13 protein-coding genes are annotated in these 22,516 nt (G+C 74.0%); 6 read left to right on the forward strand and 7 right to left on the reverse strand.

Annotated features, from left to right (window positions below; all coding sequences use genetic code 11):
- Window positions 1-100: 100 nt before the first annotated feature.
- A complete protein-coding gene (locus GR130_RS04530) occupies window positions 101-5,062 on the forward strand; it encodes an NAD-glutamate dehydrogenase (RefSeq protein WP_159503498.1) in 4,962 nt (1,653 codons plus the stop codon).
- A gap of 179 nt (window positions 5,063-5,241) precedes the next feature.
- Here the strand turns inward: GR130_RS04530 and GR130_RS04535 are convergent, their stop codons facing one another.
- Window positions 5,242-6,042 (reverse strand): ABC transporter ATP-binding protein, encoded by an 801-nt coding sequence (locus tag GR130_RS04535; protein ID WP_159509749.1) that lies wholly within the window; start codon window positions 6,040-6,042, stop codon window positions 5,242-5,244.
- 4 nt (window positions 6,043-6,046) lie between these two features.
- Window positions 6,047-6,982: an ABC transporter permease gene (locus GR130_RS04540; RefSeq protein WP_159503499.1), complete on the reverse strand. Its 936-nt coding sequence runs from the start codon at window positions 6,980-6,982 to the stop codon at window positions 6,047-6,049.
- Window positions 6,983-7,119: 137 nt separating this feature from the next.
- Here GR130_RS04540 and GR130_RS04545 point away from each other — a divergent pair, with 137 nt between their 5' ends.
- Complete coding sequence (locus tag GR130_RS04545) at window positions 7,120-7,749, forward strand: TetR/AcrR family transcriptional regulator (protein WP_159503500.1); 630 nt, start codon at window positions 7,120-7,122, stop codon at window positions 7,747-7,749.
- Between the two features lie 162 nt (window positions 7,750-7,911).
- Here GR130_RS04545 and GR130_RS04550 read toward each other — a convergent pair whose 3' ends face one another.
- Complete coding sequence (locus tag GR130_RS04550; RefSeq protein WP_236572793.1) at window positions 7,912-9,624, reverse strand: serine/threonine-protein kinase; 1,713 nt, start codon at window positions 9,622-9,624, stop codon at window positions 7,912-7,914.
- A 312-nt stretch (window positions 9,625-9,936) separates the two neighbouring features.
- On the opposite strand from GR130_RS04550, the gene GR130_RS04555 reads away from it, so the two are divergent.
- The gene (locus tag GR130_RS04555) at window positions 9,937-12,150 is read left to right on the forward strand and encodes a PIG-L family deacetylase (RefSeq protein WP_159503501.1); all 2,214 of its coding nucleotides are present in this window, start codon (window positions 9,937-9,939) and stop codon (window positions 12,148-12,150) included.
- Here the strand turns inward: GR130_RS04555 and GR130_RS04560 are convergent.
- From GR130_RS04560 to GR130_RS04570, 3 genes are read right to left on the reverse strand one after another with little or no spacing between them, the layout of a single operon-like run.
- Window positions 12,108-12,674, reverse strand: coding sequence for a GtrA family protein (locus tag GR130_RS04560; protein WP_159503502.1), 567 nt, complete (start codon window positions 12,672-12,674; stop codon window positions 12,108-12,110). The two genes, GR130_RS04555 and GR130_RS04560, sit on opposite strands and share 43 nt — an antisense overlap.
- Window positions 12,674-13,666 (reverse strand): glycosyltransferase family 2 protein, encoded by a 993-nt coding sequence (locus tag GR130_RS04565; protein WP_159503503.1) that lies wholly within the window; start codon window positions 13,664-13,666, stop codon window positions 12,674-12,676. The genes GR130_RS04560 and GR130_RS04565 overlap by 1 nt, the downstream gene beginning before the upstream one ends.
- 60 nt (window positions 13,667-13,726) lie before the next feature.
- On the reverse strand, window positions 13,727-16,393 hold the full coding sequence (locus tag GR130_RS04570; protein WP_159503504.1) for a YfhO family protein: 2,667 nt from the start codon (window positions 16,391-16,393) through the stop codon (window positions 13,727-13,729).
- A gap of 130 nt (window positions 16,394-16,523) precedes the next feature.
- Between GR130_RS04570 and GR130_RS04575 the strand changes: the two genes are divergently transcribed.
- Both GR130_RS04575 and GR130_RS04580 read left to right on the forward strand, forming a co-directional pair.
- Window positions 16,524-18,533 (forward strand): glycosyltransferase family 2 protein, encoded by a 2,010-nt coding sequence (locus GR130_RS04575; RefSeq protein ID WP_159503505.1) that lies wholly within the window; start codon window positions 16,524-16,526, stop codon window positions 18,531-18,533.
- A 345-nt stretch (window positions 18,534-18,878) separates the two neighbouring features.
- Entirely contained in the window at window positions 18,879-19,976 is a 1,098-nt protein-coding gene (locus GR130_RS04580; protein WP_236572794.1) for an alpha/beta hydrolase, read from the forward strand.
- On the opposite strand, the gene GR130_RS04585 is transcribed toward GR130_RS04580, so the two are convergent.
- On the reverse strand, window positions 19,963-20,766 hold the full coding sequence (locus GR130_RS04585) for a TetR/AcrR family transcriptional regulator (protein ID WP_443043573.1): 804 nt from the start codon (window positions 20,764-20,766) through the stop codon (window positions 19,963-19,965). The genes GR130_RS04580 and GR130_RS04585 overlap by 14 nt on opposite strands.
- Window positions 20,767-20,840: 74 nt before the next feature.
- Here GR130_RS04585 and GR130_RS04590 point away from each other — a divergent pair, with 74 nt between their 5' ends.
- Window positions 20,841-22,469 carry a CocE/NonD family hydrolase gene (locus GR130_RS04590; RefSeq protein ID WP_443043574.1) on the forward strand — a complete coding sequence of 543 codons (1,629 nt, stop codon included), beginning with the start codon at window positions 20,841-20,843 and terminating at the stop codon, window positions 22,467-22,469.
- The last annotated feature ends 47 nt before the right edge of the window (window positions 22,470-22,516 follow it).

Raw genomic sequence — 22,516 nt, forward strand, 5'->3', positions numbered from 1 at the left:
ACAGGACACCCCGCGTCGCGCCGGCGTTGTGCAGCTTCCACAGCACTTCCCACGTTTTTCCACAACGTCACGCAACGGCGCGCGACAGGAGCCAGAGGACATGCAGACCAAGCTGGACGAAGCCAAGAACGAGCTGCTCGCGAGGGCCGCCCGGGTCAGTGAGAGCACCCCGGCCGGGGGAGCGTCCCCGGTACGCGGGCTCGACCCGGAGACCCTCACGGGATACCTCCAGCGCTACTACCTGCACACCGCCCCCGAGGACCTCGCCTACCGCGACCCGGTAGACGTCTTCGGCGCCGCGCTCTCCCACTACCGTCTGGCCGAAACCCGCCCGCAGGGAACGGCGAATGTGCGGGTGCACACCCCGACCGTCGAGGAGAACGGCTGGACGTGCAGCCACTCCGTCGTCGAGGTGGTCACCGACGACATGCCCTTCCTGGTCGACTCGGTCACCAACGAGCTCTCGCGGCAGGGGCGCGGCATCCATGTCGTGATCCACCCGCAGGTGGTCGTCCGCCGCGACGTCATCGGCAAGCTGATCGAGATCCTGGACGCCAACGGCGACACCTACGGCGCGAACGGCACCGGCAAGGCCGCCGAGCTGCCGCACGACGCGGTGACCGAGTCCTGGATCCATGTCGAGATCGACCGCGAGACCGACCGGGAGGACCTCCAGCAGATCACCGCCGATCTGCTGCGGGTGCTGTCCGACGTCCGGGAGGCCGTCGAGGACTGGGACAAGATGCGCGGCACCTCGCTGCGCCTCGCCGAGCAGCTGCCCGGCGAGCCGGTCGCCGACGACCTCCGGGACGACGAGATCGAGGAGGCCCGGGAGCTGCTGCGGTGGCTGGCCGACGAGCACTTCACGTTCCTGGGGTACCGCGAGTACGAGCTGGCCTCCGCGCCCGGCGAGGGCGGCGTCGAGGAGGACGTCCTCACCGCCGTGCCGGGCACCGGCCTGGGCATCCTGCGCTCCGACCCGCCGCACCGCGAGAGCGACGCCGGCCACCCCGTCTCGCCGTCCTTCAACCGGCTGCCCGCGGACGCCCGCGCCAAGGCCCGTGAGCACAAGCTGCTGATCCTGACCAAGGCCAACAGCCGCGCCACCGTCCACCGCCCCTCCTACCTCGACTACGTCGGCGTGAAGAAGTTCGACCAGGAGGGCAACGTCATCGGGGAGCGGCGCTTCCTGGGCCTGTTCTCCTCGGCCGCGTACACCGAGTCCGTGCGCCGGGTGCCGGTCATCCGCCGCAAGGTCGCCGAGGTCCTCGAAGAGGCCGGCTTCAGCCCGAACAGCCACGACGGCCGCGACCTGCTCCAGATCCTGGAGACCTACCCGCGCGACGAGCTGTTCCAGACCCCGGTCGACCAGCTGCGCACCATCGCCACCAGCGTGCTCTACCTCCAAGAGCGCCGCCGGCTGCGGCTCTACCTCCGCCAGGACGAGTACGGCCGCTACTACTCCGCGCTGGTCTACCTCCCCCGGGACCGGTACACCACCGCCGTCCGGCTGCGGCTGATCGACATCCTCAAGGAGGAACTGGGCGGCACCAGCGTCGACTTCACCGCCTGGAACACCGAGTCGGTCCTCTCCCGGCTGCACTTCCTGATCCGGGTCAAGCCCGGCGCCGCGCTGCCCGACCTCACCGACGCCGACGTCGACCGCATCGAGGCGCGGCTGGTGGAAGCCGCCCGCTCCTGGGCCGACGGCTTCGCCGAGGCGCTGACCGCGGAGGTCGGCGAGGAGCGCGCCGCCGAGCTGCTGCGCCGCTACGGCCACGCCTTCCCCGAGGGCTACAAGGCCGACAACAACCCGCGCAGCGCGGTCGTCGACCTCCAGCACCTGGAGAAGCTCACCGAGGAGCCCGGCCGCGACTTCGCGGTCAGCCTCTACGAGCCGGTCAACGCCGGCCCCGGTGAGCGCCGCTTCAAGATCTACCGCCGGGGCGAGCCGGTCTCGCTGTCGAAGGTGCTGCCCGGTCTCAACCGCCTGGGCGTCGAGGTCGTCGACGAGCGCCCGCACGAGCTGCGCTGCGCCGACTCGACCCTCGCCTGGATCTACGACTTCGGGCTGCGGATGCCCGAGCACGTCTCCGGTGACGACGCCCGCGAGCGCTTCCAGGAGGCGTTCACGGCGGTGTGGACCGGCGCGGCCGAGAGCGACAACTTCAACAAGCTGGTGCTGCGCGCCGGCCTCAACTGGCGCCAGGCGATGGTGCTGCGGGCGTACGCCAAGTACCTGCGGCAGGCCGGCTCGACCTTCAGCCAGACGTACATGGAGGACACCCTCTCCAACAACGTCCACACCACCCGGCTCCTGGTCTCGCTCTTCGAGGCGCGGATGTCGCCGGAGCGGCAGCGCGCCGGCACCGAGCTGATCGACGGGCTGCTGGAGGAGCTGGAGGGCGCGCTCGACCAGGTCGCGTCCCTGGACGAGGACCGCATCCTGCGCTCCTTCCTGACCGTCATCAAGGCGACGCTGCGCACCAACCACTACCAGAAGGACGGGGCGGGCAGCCCGCACCCGTACCTGTCCATGAAGCTGGACCCGCAGGCCATGCCGGACCTGCCGGCGCCGCGCCCGGCGTACGAGATCTGGGTGTACTCCCCCCGGGTCGAGGGCGTCCACCTGCGGTTCGGCAAGGTCGCGCGCGGCGGTCTGCGCTGGTCGGACCGCCGGGAGGACTTCCGTACGGAGATCCTCGGCCTGGTCAAGGCGCAGATGGTCAAGAACACCGTCATCGTGCCGGTCGGCGCGAAGGGCGGCTTCGTCGGCAAGCAGCTGCCGGACCCGGCGCAGGACCGCGACGCGTGGCTGGCCGAGGGCATCGCCTGCTACAAGACCTTCATCTCGGGCCTGCTGGACATCACCGACAACCTGGTCGGCGGCGAGGTCGTCCCGCCGAAGCACGTGGTCCGGCACGACGAGGACGACACCTACCTGGTCGTCGCCGCCGACAAGGGCACCGCGACCTTCTCCGACATCGCCAACGAGGTCGCCGAGTCCTACGGCTTCTGGCTGGGCGACGCGTTCGCCTCCGGCGGCAGCGCCGGCTACGACCACAAGGGCATGGGCATCACCGCCCGCGGCGCCTGGGAGTCGGTCGAGCGGCACTTCCGCGAGCTGGGCCACGACACCCAGACCCAGGACTTCACCGTCGTCGGCGTCGGCGACATGTCCGGTGACGTCTTCGGCAACGGCATGCTGCTCAGCGAGCACATCCGGCTGGTCGCCGCCTTCGACCACCGGCACATCTTCCTCGACCCGAAGCCGGACGCGGCGACCTCGTACGCCGAGCGCCGCCGGCTGTTCGAGCTGCCGCGCTCCTCGTGGGCGGACTACGACACCGAGCTGCTCTCCCAGGGCGGCGGCATCCACCCGCGCTCGGCGAAGTCCATCCCGATCAACGCCCAGGTGCGGGCCGCGCTCGGCATCGACTCCGGCGTGAAGAAGATGACGCCGGCCGACCTGATGCAGGCCATCCTCAAGGCGCCGGTCGACCTGCTGTGGAACGGCGGCATCGGCACGTACGTGAAGTCCTCCGCCGAGACGCACGCCGACGTCGGCGACAAGTCCAACGACGCGATCCGGGTCAACGGCGAGGACCTGCGGGTCAAGGTCGTCGGCGAGGGCGGCAACCTCGGGCTGACCCAGCTGGGCCGGATCGAGTTCGCCGCGGCCGGCGGGAAGATCAACACCGACGCGATCGACAACAGCGCCGGTGTGGACACCAGCGACCACGAAGTCAACATCAAGATCCTGCTCAACTCCGTCGTCGCCGACGGCGACATGACGGTCAAGCAGCGCAACAAGCTGCTGGCGCAGATGACCGACGAGGTCGGCGCGCTGGTGCTGCGCAACAACTACGCGCAGAACACCGCGCTGGCGCTGGCCATCGCCCAGTCCTCCAGCATGCTCCACGCCCAGCAGCGCTTCCTGCGCCGCCTGGTGCGCGACGGCCACCTGGACCGGGCGCTGGAGTTCCTGCCCACCGACCGGCAGATCCGCGAGCGGCTGAGCGCCGGGCGTGGCCTGACCCAGCCGGAGACCGCGGTCCTGCTCGCGTACACCAAGATCACGGTTGCCGACGCGCTGATCCAGACGCCACTGCCGGACGACGCCTACCTCCGGCGGCTGCTGCACGCGTACTTCCCGACGGCGCTGCGGGAGGACTTCACCGAGCAGGTCGACGGGCACGCGCTGCGCCGCGAGATCGTGACGACGGTGCTGGTCAACGACACCGTCAACACCGGCGGTACGAGCTTCCTGCACCGGATGCGGGAGGAGACCGGCGCGTCCCTGGAAGAGGTCGTCCGGGCGCACACCGCGGCCCGTGCGATCTTCCGGCTCAACCAGGTCTGGGACGACGTCGAGGCCCTCGACAACGTCGTCGCCGCCGATGTGCAGACCCGGATCCGGCTGCACTCGCGCCGGCTGGTCGAGCGCGGCACCCGCTGGCTGCTCAACAACCGCCCGCAGCCGCTGGAGCTGTCCGGGACCATCGACTTCTTCGCGGAGCGGGTGGCCCAGGTCTGGGCGGAGCTGCCGAAGCTGATGCAGGGCGGCGACCTGGAGTGGTACCGCACGATCCTGGAGGAGCTGACCGACGCGGGCGTGCCCGAGCAGCTGGCCGTCCAGGTGTCCGGCTTCTCCTCGGTCTTCCCGGCGCTGGACCTCGTCGCCATCGCGGACCGCATGGGCCAGGAGCCGCTGGCCGTCGCCGAGGTCTACTACGACCTGGGCGACCGGCTGCGGATCAACCAACTCCTCGACCGCATCCTGGAGTTGCCGCGCAACGACCGCTGGCAGTCGATGGCCCGCGCCTCGATCCGCGAGGACCTCTTCGCGGCGCACGCGGCGCTCACCGCGGACGTGCTGTCGGCGGGCGACGGCTCGGCGACGCCGGAAGAGCGGTTCAAGGCGTGGGAGGAGGCGAACGCGGCGATCCTGACCCGTGCGCGCGCCACGCTGGAGGAGATCCACGGGTCGGAGGGGTTCGACCTGGCGAACCTGTCCGTGGCGATGCGGACGATGCGCACGCTGCTGCGGACGCATAGCTGAGGCCCCGGCGGGGGCGGCGCCCTGCGGCGCCCCCTGCCCTCAAGCGCCGGACGGGCTGGAAATGCCCGTCCGGCGCTTGCGTGTTGGGGAGTGGGCCCGTGCGGGCCGGCGTATCGCTTCGCTCGTCCTCAAACGCCGGACGGGCTGGATGCGTGCGGACGGGCCGGGAATCCGGCTCCCTACGCCCCCGTGAACTCCTCGTACGCCGCCAGGACTTCCTCGGTGGGGCCGTCCATCCGCAGGACGCCCTTCTCCAGCCACAGGACCCGGTCGCAGGTGTCCCGGATGGAGTTGTTGTTGTGGCTGACCAAGAAGACCGTGCCGGCCTCCTCGCGCAGCTCCCGGATGCGGGCCTCGGAGCGCTTCTGGAAGCTGCGGTCGCCGGTGGCCAGCGCCTCGTCGATCAGCAGCACGTCGTGGTCCTTGGCCGCCGCGATGGAGAACCGCAGCCGGGCCGCCATACCGGACGAATAGGTGCGCATCGGCAGCGAGATGAAGTCGCCCTTCTCGTTGATGCCGGAGAAGTCGACGATGCCGTCGTAGCGCTCGCGGACCTCCTCGCGGCTCATGCCCATCGCCAGACCGCCGAGGATGACGTTCTTCTCGCCGGTGAGGTCGTTCATCAGGGCCGCGTTGACGCCGAGCAGCGAGGGCTGGCCGTGGGTGTAGACCTTGCCGCGCTCCGCGGGCAGCAGTCCGGCGACGGCCTGGAGCAGGGTCGACTTGCCGGAGCCGTTGGAGCCGATCAGGCCGATCGACTCGCCGCGGTGGGCGGTGAAGGAGACGCCCTTGACGGCGTGCACCTCGCGTACGCCGGTGGAGGGCTTGCGGCGGATGATGCGGCCGAGCGCCGCGGTGGCACCGCCCTTGCCGGCGCCGGTGCCGTAGACGCGGTAGACGATGTGCAGGTCGTCCGCGATCACGGTCGGGACGCGGGCCTCGTCCGCCGCCGGGCGGATTCCGCTCCGGTCTTCCGTCATGAACTCAGCCACGTCCGTACCGCTCCTCGGCCTTCCAGAAGTACACATAGCCGGCGACCCCGGCCAGCAGCGCCCAGCCGGCCGCGAACGCCCAGACGTGCGGCGGCAGTTGCTTGTGGGTGAAGCTGTCGATCAGCGCGAACCGCATCAGGGCGATGTAGACGGCGGCGGGGTTGCCGTTCAGCAGCAGCACCACGATGTGCGGGAGGTGCTTGCCCTTGACGATGAGGCTGATGCTGAACATCACGCCGGACGCGTACATCCAGGTCCGCAGGATGAAGGGCATCAGCTGCGCCAGGTCCGGGGTCCGCGAGCCGAGCCGCGCCATGATCATCGCGAGGCCGGTGTTGAAGACGAACTGCAGCGTCAGTGCCGGGATGACCAGGAGCCACGACCAGGTCGGCACCTGCCCGAAGCACAGCAGGATGGCCATCAGTACGGCCATGGAGTACAGCAGCTGCTGGAGCTGTGCCAAGCAGGACGAGATCGGCAGGCAGGCGCGCGGGAAGTGCAGTGCGCGCACCAGGCCGAGGTTGCCGGAGATCGCCCGGGTGCCGGTCATCACCGAGTTCTGCAGGAAGGTGAAGACGAAGACGCCGGTGACCAGGTACGGGATGTAGTCCGGGACGCCCTTCCGGGTGCCGATCAGCACACCGAAGATCAAGTAGTAGACGCCGGCGTTGAGCAGCGGGGTGATCACCTGCCACAGCTGGCCGAGCTTGGCGGTGGTGTACATCGCGGTGAGCTTGGCGGTGGCGAACGAGGTGATGAAGTGCCGCCGCTGCCACAGCTGGCGGGTGTACTCGGGCAGCGAGGGGCGGGCGCCGCTCACCGTGAGGCCGTGGCGTTCGGCCAGCGCGCGCAGCTCCGGATCGGGTGCGGTGCCGGAGCCGGACGGCTGGGCGGGCGCCGGGGCCGGGGGAGCGAGGGTCTGGGGCATGAGGGGCCGCTTTCGCTTTCGTACGGGGGCGTCAGGGTCCGTACGACGACGGAACGGGTCCGTATCGTCGCGACGCCGAGACTAAAGGGATCCCACGTCGAAACGCAACCGTAGCGTCGTACCGCTAGGATCAAGCCATGGCAAAAGACGGCACCGACAGCGAGAGAGAGACCGCGGCGCAGCGCCGTGCCCCGGCCGGCGCCGCCGTGCTGCGGGAGGACAAGACCGCCGCGATCCGCGCCGCGGTCTTCGAGGAACTGGCCGCGGTCGGCTTCGCCCGGATGTCCATCGAGGGCATCGCCCGGCGGGCCGGTGTCGGCAAGACCGCCGTCTACCGGCGCTGGCGGTCCAAGCTGCACCTGGTCCTGGACGTGGTCTCGGCGGTCGCCGCGGCCGGGCTGCCGGCCCCCGACACCGGGTCGCTGCGCGGCGATGTGCGGATGCTGCTGGAGGTCGCGGCCCGTGCGCTGCGGCACCCGATGGCCTCGCAGATCATCCCCGATCTGCTGGCCGAGGCGGCGCGCAGCCCGGAGATGGCCACCGCCCTGAAGACGGCGCTGCACGACAGTCAGGAGGGCGTCGCCGCGGCCGTGGTGGCACGGGCGGTGGAGCGCGGTGAGCTGCCCGACGACGTGGACTCCCGGCTGGCGCTCGACCTGATGACCGGGCCGCTGTACTGGCGGCTGCTGGTGGTCCGCGACGAGGTCCCCCAGGGGTACCTCGACGCGCTGTCCCATTCGGTGGCGGTGGCGCTCGGCGCGGAGTAGCCCGCGGGCGGAGACGCGGATACGCGCAGACGCAGAGACACAGATGCGCGGCGATGTGGAGACGCAGCGGACGCAGCGGACGCTGAGACGCAGTGATACGGCGGGGGCGGCCCGGAGGATTCCGGGCCGCCCCCGCCGCCGACGTCTCCCGGCGGACGGTCGCTAGCTCTTCTTCCAGAGCGTCAGCCGGGTCGCGTAGTCCGGCATCTCGCTCTCGTGGTTGGGGCTCATCCCGGTGATCTCCAGCATGGCCAGGTTCCCGTCCGTGGTCTGCGTGCACAGCAGCGTGCCGACGTGGATCGTCCGCCCCTTGTCCAGCTCCTCGCGGCGCACCTTGTCCGGCAGCACGTCCGAGCGCGAGCCGTCCAGGCACGCCTGCGCCGTACGGCCGGTGGCGCGGCCCATGGGGGTGTGGAACTCCAGGCCGATGCCGGACACGCCGTTGTAGGTGATCTCGTACGGCGACATGTCGAGCTGGGCGGTGGGGACCGCCTTCGGTACGTCCAGGTCGATGTTGTTCTCGCCCGCCGTGGAGGGGGCACGCAGCGCGAACGGGCGGTCCTTGAAGACGACCTGGTAGCCGGCGTTCTGGTCCGGGGCGGCGCTCGGCGCGCCGGACCTGCCGCCCTGCCGGTGCGGGGGCGCGCCGGGGGCGTGCCGGTTCCCGTCCTGGCTTCCGGAGCCGCCGCCGCTGCGCGCCACCGACCAGGTGACCGCGACCACGGCGATCAGCGCCACCACCGCGACGGCCGCCCCCAGCGCGGGGCTGCGCCGCCGGCCCGGACCGGGCACGGGCGCAACGGGGCCGACGGTGGGCATCGCGTGCGGGCCGCTGTGGGGCGGGGGCACGGGCCCGGTGGCGGCCTGGGTCGGGGCGGCGTGGGGGCCCGGGCCCTGGGTGGGGGTGTAGCCGAGCGGGCCCTGCGTCGGGGCGTGGTCGGGCGGCGGCGGTACGGGGCCCGCCGCCGGCTCCGGTATCTCCTGGGCGGCGCGCTCCCGCCGCGCGATCTCGGCGGCCAGGGCGTCCGGCAGCCAGCCGTCGAAGTCGCGCGGGCCGCGCCCCGACGCCCGCTCGCACAGCTCCGCCAGCTCGGCCGGCGCGGGCCGCTCCGCGGGGTCGGCGGCCAGGCAGCGGGTGAGCAGCGGGCGCAGCACGTCCGGGTAGCCGCCGAGGTCCGGCGGCATCTGCGCGGTGTTGGCGATCCGGGCCGCCACGGTGATGGCCGCGCCGTCCCCGTACGGGTGCCGGCCACTCGCCGCGACCGCCGCGATCAGGCCCAGTGAGAAGAGGTCGGCGGCCGGTGTGACCTGCTCGCCGGCGGCGTGCTCGGGGGACATGTACTGCGGGGTGCCGATGAAGCCGCCGCTGCGGGTGAGCTGGGTGGCGTCGGCGGCGCGGGCGATCCCGAAGTCGATGACGTACGGGCCCTGCGGGCCGAGCAGGATGTTGCCGGGCTTGAGGTCGCGGTGGACGACCCCCGCGGCGTGCACCGCGGCCAGTGCGCCGGCCGCCGCGCCGACGAGCTGGAAGACGGCCGGCAGCGGCAGGGTGCCGAAGCCGCCCAGCGCCTCGTCGAGCGGCAGGCCGGGGATGAACGCGGTGGCCAGCCAGGGGAGTTCGCCGCCGGTGTCGTGGTCGAGCACCGGCACGATGTGGTAGCCCTGCACCCGCCGGGCGGCCCGCACCTCCTGCTCGAACCGGCTGCGGAAGTCCGCGTCCTGGCCGAACTCCCGGCGGATGACCTTCAGCGCGGCCGGCTGGTTCCCGCGGGTCCGGGTCAGGTAGACCGACCCCATGCCGCCCTCGCCCAGCCGCGCCAGCAGCCGGTAGCCGGCCACCTCCCGCGGATCCTCGGCGCGCAGCGGCCTGAACACCCCGAAAGCGCTGTCGTACGTGCTGATGCGGACCCACCCCCGGTCGAGAACTGACCGGGGGATCGTAACCGCCCCGGTCGTCCGGCGGAGCCGGCGGCCCGTCAACTCGGTTCCGGGCGGCGGGAATCCGGTCCGGGGCGGCGGGCCGGGCCGTGGGCCGCGGCGACCGGCGGCCGTCCGGGACCCGGGGCGCCCGGCGGGGTGACGCGGCGTTGCGCCGTACGGGCGCGTCGCGCGGTGTTCCGCACGGCGACGCGCAACTGATGACCCGTCGGACGAGCGCGATCGCCGGGACCCGCAAATACTGAGCGTGTGCCACCGTCAGAACCGTCAGGACCACTGGTTTCCCGCCGCCGGATCCTCCAGGCCACCGGCGGCGCCGTTCTCGCGGCCACCGCGGGCGCCGGCCTCTGGGCCCGGCTCGCGCCCGACGGGCCGTCCGGCCCGGCCGAGTCCGCCGGTGAGCAGGACTCCACCGAGGAGCCGGACGACCAGGTGTTCGTGCACGTCATCGCGCACCCCGACGACGGGCTGTTCTTCATGAACCCCAACCTGGAGCAGGCCATCCGCAGCGGGGCGCGCACCGTCACGGTGTGCCTGACCGGCGGCGAGTCCGACGGCCGCAACGCCGCCCGCAGCAGCAGCCTGCACGACCGGGTGCCCGCCGACCGGGCCGCCTTCGCCCGCGCCCGGGTCAACGGGCTGCTGGCCGCGCACGCCCAGATGGCCATCGGCGACCGGGAGGGCCTGTGGGACGCGGAGGCGCAGCCCCTGCTGCCCGGCTTCCAGGTCGAGCTGCAGACGCTGCGCGCCGCCCCACAGCACCAGTTGATCTTCCTGGAGCTGGTCGAGGCCCGGGCGGTGTACCTGCCGCGCGCCACCAGCCTGCGCGGCCTCTGGCTCGGGGTGGTCGACGCGCTGCCCACGCTGCGCCCGGAGGGCAGCCCCGTGCTGCGCCAGTTCCGCTACACCCGCGACCAGGTCATCGACACCCTGGCGGCGGTGCTCGACCGGTACCGGCCCACCGTCGTACGCACCCTGGACCCCGACGCGGTGCACTCCCCCAAGGACCCGCCGCCCACCCGCGACCCGCGGCTGGCCGGGCTGCGCTACTACGACCACCAGGACCACACCGCCTCCGCCCACTTCACCCAGGCCGCGCTGGCCCGCCACTGGGGGCGCCGCCACCCCGGCGCGGCCATCGTGGAGAGCTACCTCGGCTACGAGCTGGGCGCGCTGCCGCGCGATCTCGACCAGGCCACCGTCCGCCGCAAGGCCGCGCTGCTGGACATCTACGGCTGGGCCGACCACCGGCCGTGCGCCGACCCGGCCGGCTGCGGCGACCGCAAGGTGGGCGGCACGGCCCTCCACGGCAGCCCGCGCAGCTGGACCCGCGGCACCCGGCTGCGCGCGCCCGGCTCCAACGCCTGGGTGCGGCCCACCCACGACGGCCGGCTCGCGGCGTTCGCGGTGCTGGGCGGGGCGGCGTACTGCTGGACGGAGAGCCGGCGGGGCAGCGGGCGGTTCGGCGGCCCGGTGCGGGTCGGCGGGGACATGCTGGAGGGGCAGCTCCATGTCGCGCGCCACCCGGACGGCACCCTCCAGCTGTTCGCCTCCCGCACGGTCCTGCCGGGTCCCGGCACCGACCACCGGCGCGAGGTGGTCACCGCGGTGCAGAGCGGCACCGGGCGGGACGGCGGGCCGGCGTTCGGGCGCTGGGCGTCGCTGGGCTCGCCGGACCGCGACCCGGTCCGCTCGCTGGAGATCGGCTTCCCGGCGGCGGTGGCCACCCCGGACGGCACGGTGCACCTGTTCGTGCGGACCTGGGACGGCGGCATCGGCTACCGCAGCGGGCCGTACGGCGGGCGGTGGTCGCCCTGGGACCGGCTGGAGGGGCCGGTCGGCACCCTCAACGGGTCGCCGCAGATCGTCGACGGGATCGATGTGTGCGTGGACTCCGACGGGCTGGTGCACCTGGTCGCGCCCAGCGCCCGGACCGTGCAGCACTGGGTGTCCAAGGAGGCCGGGCGGATGCCGCGGCCGGGCGCGGCCACCGGGCTGCCGGAGGCCGGCGGTCCGGTCAGCATCGCCCCCCTGGACGACGGCGTGGTCCGGATCGCCTACCGGCAGTCGGAGACCGCGCAGGTGCTGCTCGCCGAGCGGCAGGGGGCGCTCGGCGGCTGGCGGGTGTCCGGGCAGTGCGAGCGGGTCGGCGGCTTCGGGCGGGTGGCGCTGGCACCGGTCGGGCCCGGCGACCGGATGGTGCTGGCGGCCCGGGACGACGCCGGCGACGTACGGGTGGCGATGGCGCAGGCCGCCCCCAAGCCCTGGCAGCGCCGCAGGCTGGCGCACTCGGCGGCGGCCGGTGTCGCCCCGGCCGCGGGCGGGCGGGCCGTCCTGGTCGCGCTGGGCAACGACGGCCGGCTGTACGCGTCCCGGCAGCAGAAGATGGGGCAGACCGCGCCGTTCCAGGGCTGGCGGGCTCAGGCCGGCTCGCTGGAGCGGACCGGCGACGCCCCGGACTGATCCGCCCGGTCCGCCCGGCCCGACGGGCCTGCCGGGTTCGACCGGTCCGCCGGGTCCGCCGGGTCTTCCTCGTCTGCCGGGTCGGTCCCCTCCGCCGGGTCCGCGGGAACCGTCGAACCGCCTGCCGCGGTCCTGCGGGTCGGGGGCCGCAGGATCCGCCGGGAGACCACGAAGGTGGCGGGGATGGCCAGCAGCGCCGCCACCAGCGGCGCCACCGTGCTGCTCATCCCCAGCCAGCCCACCAGCGCCACCAGGCCCGCGCTCTGCACCGCGTAGTTGGTGACCTGGGTCAGCGGGAAGAGCAGGAACTTCTTCCAGGTGGGGCGGGTGCGGTAGGTGAAGTAGGTGTTGAGCAGGAACGAGCCGACCAGGCTGAGGACGAAGGCCGCCGTGTACGCCGCGAAGTACGGCAGCAGCCGGTGCAGCGGCAGGTAACAGGCGTAGAACGTCACGGTGTTGATGCCGCCGACCACCGTGAACCGCACCACCTGGCCCCACGGGACCGTCGCGGGCAGACCGCGCATCAGCCGGTCCGCGAGCCGGCGGCGGCGGTGCCGGACGGCGTGGGCGCCCTGGCCGGGGCGGCGCTGGGCAGCGCGCCGTCGCTCTCCTTGACCAGGAAGTGCGGGCGCCGCTTGGTCTCGTAGTAGATCCGCCCGATGTACTCGCCGATCAGCCCGAGCATCACCATCTGGAGTCCGCCCAGGCCCACGATGATGGCCACCAGGGTGACGTAGCCGGGCGCGGTGACCCCGCCGACGACGGCCGCGCCGATGATCCAGAAGGTGTAGAGGGTGGCCAGCGACGCCAGGCTGAGCCCGGTGTAGATGGCGGCGCGCAGCGGGCGGCAGTTGAACGAGATCATCCCGTCGATGCCGTAGTTGATCAGCGAGCCGACCCGCCACTTCGTCTCACCGGCCTTCCGGGCGGCGTTGCGGTAGTCGAAGGTGACGGTCTCGAAGCCGATCCACGAGAACAGCCCCTTGGAGAAGCGGTTGTACTCGGGCAGCGAGATCAGCGCGTCCACCGCCTTGCGCGACAGCAGCCGGAAGTCGCCGGCGCCGTCGACGAGTTCGACGTCCACCCAGGTGTTGACGGCGCGGTAGTACAGGCGGCTCAGGGCGGTGCGCAGCCGGCGGTCGCCGTCCCGGCTGCGCTTGGCGATGACCTGGTCGTGGCCGAGCTGGTAGAGGTCGAGCATCTTCTCGATGAACTCGGGCGGGTGCTGGAGGTCGGCGTCCATGATGATCACCGCGTCGCCGGTGGCCGCCTTGAGGCCGGCCAGCATCGCCGGCTCCTTGCCGAAGTTGCGGCTGAAGGAGAGGTAGCGGGTGGTGGCGCGGTGCTGGTGGGCCAGGGCCCGCAGCCGGGGGAGGGTCCCGTCGGCGCTGCCGTCGTCCACATAGCACAGCTCGTAGTCCACCGCGAGGTCGCCGAGGACCGCGCGGACCTGTTCGTCGAAACGGCCTATGACGGCCTCTTCGTTGTAGCAGGGGACGACGATGGAGAGCTTCATGGGCGGGCCTTTTCGCCGGGGACCAGGGGACGGTCGAGGGCCGTCCCCTGGAAGTTCATTCTACGAATCGGGCGAAAACTCATGATTCGGGTGAATTAGTGGTATAGGGCGCCGGCGGGCCCGGCGGGCGGCCCCGGCGGCCACCGCGGCCAGCGCCAGCACCCCCGCTCCGCTCGCCGCCAGCCCCGGTTTCAGGCCCTGCGGGACGTACGTGCACGACAGCCGGGACGCCGCCCGGCCCAGCGGGACGGCCAGCAGCCCGCCGAAGGACCGCGGCGCGCGGAGCGGCCCGCCGTCCACCGAACAGCCCCATCCGGCAACGGCGGGCAGCGCGAGAACGGCGGTGCCGCCGCTGCCGCGGGGCAGCACGGCGGTCAGCGTGTGCCCGCCCGCGGTGAGCGTGACGGGGCCCCGCGCGGCCCGCACCGCCGCGGCCAGCCGGTCCGGCGCGACGCAGCCGAGCGCGTGCTCGGGGACGTACTGCCCGCCGAGCCCGGTGAACCGTACGGACACCGCGCCGCCGGCCGGCACCGTGCCCAGCTGCCGCACCGGGTTCGCCGTCACGTCCCACCGCCCGTCGCCTCGGGTGGTCACGCCCAGCCCGCTGACCTCCCCGGTGAACCAGGGCGCGTACCAGACGGCGGTGCTGCCGGGGGCGCACCGCGCGGCGAAGACGGTCCCCCCGCCCGCCGCCCGGCCGGTCCCCGCGGGCCGCGGTGCGGGCGGCAGCGTCCAGCCGCCCGGGGCCCGCTCCGGCGCCGGGCCCCCGGCGGGCGTCAGCCGCGGCACCTCGTAGACGGCGGCGCCCAGCGCCCGCTCCTGGCGGGCGAAGACGGTGTCCGGGCCGCCGCCCGGCCCCGGCAGCGGGCCCCGCCGGACGGTCAGCAGCGGCGCCGGCCGCCCGTGCCGCACCGTGTACCGGCCGCGCGGACCGCCCCCCGGCGGCTCCGCGAGGTGGCTGCTGACCCCCATCAGCGCCTGCCCCACCGGGTCCTCGAAGCTCAGCGCGTGCCGGCCGCGGATGTACCAGCCGGCGCCCAGGCCGTGCAGCGCGCGGGCGGTGGCCGCGGGCACGTAGCTGCTGTAGTACGCGCCGCCCTCGCCGCCGATCAGCAGCGGATCGTTGTTGGCGAACTCGTGCGGCCCCGGATCCGTACGGGAGCGCGGCCAGTCGTCCCGGGCGGCCAGCCCCCGCCGGGTGGCCAGCGCCCCCGCGGTCAGCGTCAGCTTCGGCTGGAAGAACGGGATCTTGTCCCGGACGGCCGTCACGGAGAACGCGGTGTACGCCGAGCCGAGCACGACGGTGCCGGCCAGCACGGCGGTCAGCGCGGTCCGGGTCCGGCCCCGCGCGCCGGGGGGCGGGGGCCCGGCGCACCGTGCCAGCCCCGTCAGCACCCCCAGCGTCACCGTGCCGCCGCCCGCCACCACGATCCACGTCGAGGGGCCCACCGCCCCCTGCCCGCGGCACCACCACGCCAGCACCGCCACCGCCGCCGCCCCCGCCGCCAGCTCCGCGGCCCGCGGCCGGTGCGCCAGCGCCAGCCAGGCGATCATCACCAGCACCCCGCTGAGTACGAAGGCGGCGCGGAACGCGCTCCCGTTGGGCAGGGCGAAGCCGTGCCACAACAGGATCGTCGGCCTCCAGACGAACGAGGCGCCGATCGCCGCGGCCAGTGCCGTCCACCCGATCCGCGTCCGCACCGGCACCGCCCGCACGAACGGGAAGGCCGCCACCAGCAGCAGCCCCAGCACCCCGATGAAGACGTTGGGCGCCGGCACCCCGCCGTGCCCGCCCGGCAGCAGCTGCGCCAGCAGGGTCGCCAGCGGCGGCCGGCCCCGGTAGACCGCCTCGGGCGGCGGCTGGGCGGCCCGGCTCGCCTTGAGGGTGACGGTCAGCACCGGCGCCGCGAGCAGCACACCGACCGCCGCCATGGAGGCGGCCCGCCCCACCACCCGCAGCCGCCCGCCCGGCGGCAGATCGCGGGCCGTCGCCAGCCGGAGCGCCAGGACGAGCCCGGTCGCCAGGGTGGCCATCGCCGCCGTGTAGAAGTTCCCCGCCCAGGCGGCGGCGACCAGCAGCGTGCCCGCCACCCACCGCACCCGCCGCAGGCACCAGTCCGCCGCGATGCCGGTCAGCGGCAGCGAGACCAGCCCCCACATCCACATCGGATCGGCGTACCCGTCGTTCAGCACCCAGGCGCACAGCCCGTACCCGACCGCCAGCAGCGCCCGCGGCACGCCGGCCCCCGGATGCAGCCGCCCCAGCAGGACGGTCATCAGCGCGGCGCCCAGCCCGATGCTCAGCAGCGTCACCAGGAACACCGGCAGGTCCACCAGAGCCCGCGGGAACAGCCCCACGAGCCAGGAGAACGGATTCATGAGATACGTGAAGAAGTCCGCCAGGAACGGGACGCCGTACCCACTGCCCCAATTGAAGAACAGGTCGCCGTGCCCGGTCCCGTGCATCAGGTCCCACAGCCGGGCGTGGAAGGGCACGAACTGATTGCCCAGATCGTTGACCGCACGGGAGCGCGCGCCGAACGGATAGCTGCCGTAGACCGCCAGCGCCAGGCAGTACGCCCCCATGGACAGCAGCGCCGCGAGCCCCGGCGCCGCGGCCCGCCGCAGCACCCCGCCGGCCGGTGTGGCGCTCGCCCCGATGCGTGCCCCCAGGGCAACCTTCGAGGCCCGGACCCCCTCTTGGGGTGCGGAAGGCGTCGGGTTCACCGGCACTCCTCCCAGTCGGCAGACAGTCAAACCACCGTTATATAGCCGGATGTCTCAATAGTTCGCTTTACTCCGATGGGGGCGGGATAGGGCGAGGACCCGCAGGAAACGAACGGAGGCCACGGTTCCCGTGTCCGACAACTCCGACCACCCCGCGACCGGGGCCCGTACCGGCCCGGCCCCCGCGGCACCGGCCGTCACCGTGATCGTGCCGGTCCACAACACCCGCCGCTACCTGGACCGCAGCCTCGGCTCGGTCTTCACCCAGACGCTCGACCAGCGCCGCATCGAGATCATCGCGGTCGACGACGGCTCCACCGACGACAGCGCCGCCTGGCTGGAAGAGGCCGCCCGCACCCACCCCAACCTCACCGTCGTCCGCCAGCCGGCCTCCGGCGGCGCCGGCCGGCCCCGCAACGTCGGCCTGGACCGCGCCACCGGCGAGTACGTCTTCTTCCTCGACTCCGACGACCACCTCGGCGCCGAGGCGCTGGACCGCCTCATCCGGACGGCCGAGGAGCACGGCTCCGACATCGTCTACGGCCGCATCGTCGGCGCGGGCGGCCGCGGCGCCCCCGTCGACCTGCGCACCTCCTCCGCCCGCGTCTCGGTCTTCGACTCACCCGTCTACTGGACCCTGGCCGCCTACAAGCTCTTCCGCCGCTCCTTCATCGAGGAGCACCGGCTGCGCTTCGTCGAGGGCCGGCTGCTCGGCGAGGACCTGCCCTTCGGCATCGCCGCCCTGCTCCGCGCCGGCACCGTCTCGGTCCACGCCGACTACGACTGCTACTACCTGCACGGCCGCGAGGACGACAGCAACGCCTCCCGCCAGGACCTCGACTGGCCCGAATACCTCGGCTACATCGGCACCGTCCTCGACGGCCTCGCCGCCGAGGTCCCGCCCGGCCCGGACCGCGACAAGCTCCTGGTCCGGCACTTCCACGGCGAGATACTCATGCCGTTCGCGGCCGCCTACCTCGCCCGCGACGAGACCGGCCGGCGCGCCATGGCCGACGCCGCCCGCCCCCTCGTCGAGCGCTACCTCACCGACGGCGTCCTCGCCGCCCTCCCGCCCCGACTCCGGCTGCGCGCCCACTGCCTCCGCGCCGGCCTCGACACCGAACTCGCCGCGATCCTCCGCGCCGACACCGGCACCGAACCCGGCCCGCCCCGCATCGCCGACGGCCGCGCCTACGCCGCGTACCCCTACTTCCGCGACCCGGACCACCCCATACCGGACGCGCTCTACGACCTCACCGACCGCATCGGCATACAGCAGCGCCTGACCGGCGTCGCCTGGGTCGGCGGCGTCCTCCACCTGCACGGCACCGCCACCCTCCCCACCCTCGGCGCCGACACCGTCGACATCCTCCTCCGCCGCAGCGGCGCCCAGCTCGCCGTCCGCGCCGACCACACCGACGGCCGCTGGCACGCGGCCCTCGACCCGGCGACCGCGGCCGGCGGCGAACCGCTGGCCGACGGCATCTGGGGGCTGAAGGTCGCGGTCACCGCCCGGGACCACGACGCCCCGGCCGCCACCTCCGCGGCCGGGCCGGCCGGCCCGCGGCACGCACCGTCCGGCGAGGGCCCCGAGACTCCCGGAGAGAGACCCGGAGCGCGTCCCGAAACCTCCGGCGTACGGCGGGAGGCGTGGCTCTGCCCGGAGGCCGGGGAGGAGGGCACCGACCTGGCGCCGCACATCATCAGCCACGGCCCCGAAGGCCCCACCGTCGCCGCACTCTTCCTCTCCACCCCGCACGGTCACCTCCACCTCGACCTGGACCACGACGGCGCCCGCCGGCCGCTCGGCGCCGACCTGCACGGCAGCGCCACCCGCACCCGCCTCGGCCGCACCACCCTCGCCGCGGGCCTCACCCTCCCCGGCTGCCCCGCCGACGCCGACCTCCGGCTGATCCTCCGCGACGCCACCCGCACCGTGGTCCTGCGCACCACCGTCGAACGCGCCGCCGGCGACCGCTACCGCGCCCACGCCCGCCTCCGCGGCGGCCCGCCCGGCACCTGGCGCGTCGCCCTCCGCCTCACCGCCGGCGCCCTCCGCCGCGAACTCCCGGTCCGCGCCCCGGACGGCCGCACCCCGTTGACCCTCACGGTGCCGCGAAGGCCGGGGCGCCGGGGGTGACGAGTTCGGTGGCCACGTGACCACCAAGGCCCCTGTGTCCGCAGGCGGGTTCGGGTCCCGGGCCGCCGACGCCGTGCGGACCGGGGCGCGGGCGGCCGCGGCACTTACGGGCGTGCGGGGCAGGGTCTCGATGTGGCCGGGGCGACCGCGGGCGTGAGCCCAAGCCGGTCGGCCGGCACGGGTGTTGCTCTTCCGGGGCGTGGATACGCGGGTTCCACCGGTCCTTCCCGGCCCGTGCGGGTGCCCGGCCGCGTCCCTGTCGTGTTCTTGACGCGTTTCCCGCACTTCGCGACGCGCATTGTTCTATAAAAGCTATAACAATGCTTCAACTCGCAGGGAGATCTCATGCGTTCGCGAACCCCCAGGCGCGGCAGGATGCTCGCCGTGCTCCTGGCGGCGGTCGCCGTCGCCACGGCCGGGCCGGTGTCAGGCGTGGCCGAGGCGTCCGCGGCTTCCCGAGCCGCCCTCTTACCCGCCGTGGACCGCGAGGTCCGCTTCACCGCGGACGGCACCACCGCGTACGGCACGGTGCACATACCCGCCCACCGCGCGGGCCGCAGACTCGCCGCGGCGCTGCTGATCCCCGGCAGCGGCCCGACCGACCGCAACGGCGACCAGCCGCCCGTCTCCACCCCGCACACCCTGGCCCTGATGGCGGGTGTCCTCGGCGAGGACGGCGTGATGAGCCTGCGGTTCGACAAGTACGGCACCGGGCGGACGGGGCTGGGCGGGCGGCACAGCGCGCCCGACATGGCCGCCTACACCCGCCAGGCCGTCGCCGCGTACAACGCCCTGCGTGCCCAGCCGGAAGCCGACCCGCACGCGCTGCTCGGGGTCGGGCACAGCGAGGGCGGCCTCCAGGCCCTGCTCGTCGACCGCGCCGTGCGGGCGAAGCCCGCCGGGCTCGCGCTGATCGCCCCGCAGGACCTGCGGATTCTGGACATGTTCGACGACCAGCTGGCGGCGGGGCTGGACCGCATGGTCGTGGCCGGGCAACTCACCGCGCGGCAGGCGCAGTTGAACAAGAAGGGTGTGGCCCGCGCCATCGCGGACTTCCGTGCCGGGCGCCCGGTGGACACCTCGGGGCTGCTGCCGTCCGTGTCCGCCCTCCTCAACGGCATCTTCGGCCCGGTCAACGCGGACTTCGTCCGCAGCGACGACGCCGTCTACCCGCCGGCCGTCGCCCGGAGCGTCGCGCCCGGCACGCGTACGGTCGTCACCTGCGGCACGGCCGACGCCAAGGTGCCCTGCCGCACCACGCCGGCACTGCTGACGGCCCTCGCCGGGGCCCGTACCACCGGCCCCGGACTGCGAGTCCTGCCCGGGGTCGACCATCAGCTCCACCCCGCCGGGACCCCGGAGAGCGAACCGGTGATCGCGGCGTCCGCGCGGCGAGCCCTGCACGACTTCGCCCGCCCGTGGCGGCAGGTCACCGCGAGCTGAGGACCTCGCCGCCGCCCGCCCCGGGTTCCGTGTCCAGCCCGTCCACCAGCCGGTCCAGGAAGCGGGCGAAGGTGGCGTCCGGGGTCGGCGGGCGGCCCGGGGCGGCGAGGGCGGCGGCGAGTTCGGGGTGCCGGCCGTCGGCGGCGACGACGGTGAGGTAGCGGGCCTCGGCGGCGGCACGGTCGGGGGAGTGGGCGGCGGACCGGGTGAGTTCGTGGCTGACGTGCGAGGCGACGAAACCGGTGAGGAGGCTGAAGACCTCCAGCTTGGCGGCGCCGTCCAGCCCGGTGGGGCCGAGGGCGGCCAGGGCGCGTTCCAGGAAGGCCAGGGTGTGCGGGCCGAGGGTCCGGCGGGTGCCCAGGGCGGCCGGGAGCCACGGGTGCCGGTGCATGTGGGCGCGCTGGAGCCGGGCGATGTGCTTGAGGTCGGTGCGCCAGTCGCCGGTGAGCGGGTCGGTCAACGGGAGTTCGCCGGTGACGTGGTCGACCATCAGCTCCAGGAGCGTCTCCTTGTCCGGCGCGTAGCTGTAGAGCGACATCGCGCCGGCGCCGACCTGCGCGGCGACGCGCCGCATGGTGACCGCGTCGAGCCCTTCGGTGTCGGCGAGGGCGACGGCCGCCGCGGTGATCGCCTCGCGGCTGAAGGCGGGGCGCCGCCCGCGCCGGGGCCGGTCGGGCGCCAGCCAGAGCTGCTCGGGGTCTACGGGCGCGGCCTGCGGCCGGTCGTCGCGGGGTGCGGGCACGGGCTCGGTGTTCCCTCTCTCGTGGGTGCGGCTCATGAGCTGTCCCATCCAAGCAGCCGGCCGCACGTAGGCTATTCTCGTACGTAGTACGAGAATAGGGAGCTGGGCGGAGGGGGACGGCGATGGACGGGCGGACGAGGGGCGGCGCCGTGCCGGGCGGGGTGCCGTCGCGGGCGTCGCGGTGGATGCGGGCGGCATGGCGGAACGTGCCGGCCGGGCCGTACGCGGCGGGGTGCGAGCGGGGGCTGGTGGCGCCCGCGGCCGACGGCAGCCCGCTGCTGACGGATCATTACTTCCCCTGCGCGGAGGGCGAGTTCCCGACGCTGCTGGTGCGGTCCCCGTACGGGCGGGGGCTGCCCTGGTCGCCGCTCTACGGGATCCTCTTCGCCGAGCAGGGGTTCCACGTGGTGGTGCAGAGCTGCCGGGGGACGGGCGGATCGGGCGGCGCCTTCCACCTGTGGCGCAACGAGGCGGCGGACGGCCGGGCGGCGGTGGCGTGGCTGCGGAAGCAGCCGTGGTTCACCGGCGCCCTCGGCACGATCGGGCCGAGCTACCTGGCGTACACGCAATGGGCGCTGGCGGCCGAACCGCCCCCGGAGCTGCGGGCGATGGTGGTCCAGGTCGGGCTCCACGACCCCGCCGCCTACTTCCACCAAGGCGGGGCGTTCCACCTGGAGAACGCCCTCGTGACCGGCGTCGGCATCACGTACCAGCACCGGGGGACGGTGCCCTTCCTGCGGGCGGCGCTGCGGCTGCGGCGCCGGCTGCGCGGGGCGCACGCCGGGTCCACGGGCGGCCTGGTGGGCGAAGTGCCGTGGCTGGCCGAGGTCTTGGAACATCCGGACGCCGACGACCCGTACTGGCGCGGGGCGTCCCTGGCGGCGGTGGCGGACCGCCCGACCGTACCCACCGCCGTGATCACCGGGTGGCACGACGTGTTCGCCGGACAGGCCCTGGCGCAGTTCGGGCGGCTGCGGCGGGCCGGGTGCGACACCGCGCTGTTCGTCGGTCCCTGGACGCACCACTCGGTGTTCCAGCAGGGCTGGCCCGAGGTGTTCGCGGAGAGCCTCGGCTGGCTGCGGGCGCACCTGTGCGGGGATCCGTCCGGACTGCGTCCCACGCGCGTACGGGTGCACGTCGGCGGCGAGCGGGAAGAGTGGCGGGATCTTGAGGACTGGCCGCCGCCCTCGGGCCGGGCGGACTCCTGGTTCCTGGCTCCGGGCGGGCGGCTGGTGGGACAGGCCCCGGCGGACTCCGGGCCGGCGGCGTCCTTCCGCCACGACCCGGCCGCGCCGCCCCCGTCGGTCGGTGGGCCGCTGCTCTCCCGGGGCGCCGGGCCCCAGGACAACCGCGCGCTGGAGGCCCGCGAGGACGTGCTGACGTTCACCGGGGAGCCGCTGGCCGGGCCGGTGGAGGTCCTCGGCCCCGTCCTGGCTCGGTTGCGGGTCACCGTCGAGGGCGGCGGGCGCGCCGATGTCTTCGCGCGGCTGTGCGACATGGACGCGCAGGGCCGGTCGGTCAACGTGTGCGACGGGCTGGTGCGGCTGCGGGACGCGGGCGACGCGGGGAACGCAGCGGAGGCGCCCGTGGAGGTCGAGGTGCCGATGGGGTCGGCCGCGCACCGCTTCGCCGCCGGGCACCGGGTGCGGCTGCAGGTCAGCGGGGGCGCGTTTCCGCGGTACGCCCCGGATCCCGGCGCAGGTCCGGTGCGTGTCACCCTCCACAACGGCTCGGCGCTGACGGCGGGTTGAGCGGTGCGGTGGGGCCGCCTGCGGAACGGCCCCGCCCACCGGCCGTC

Source organism: Streptomyces sp. GS7 (assembly GCF_009834125.1).
GTDB lineage: Bacteria > Actinomycetota > Actinomycetes > Streptomycetales > Streptomycetaceae > Streptomyces.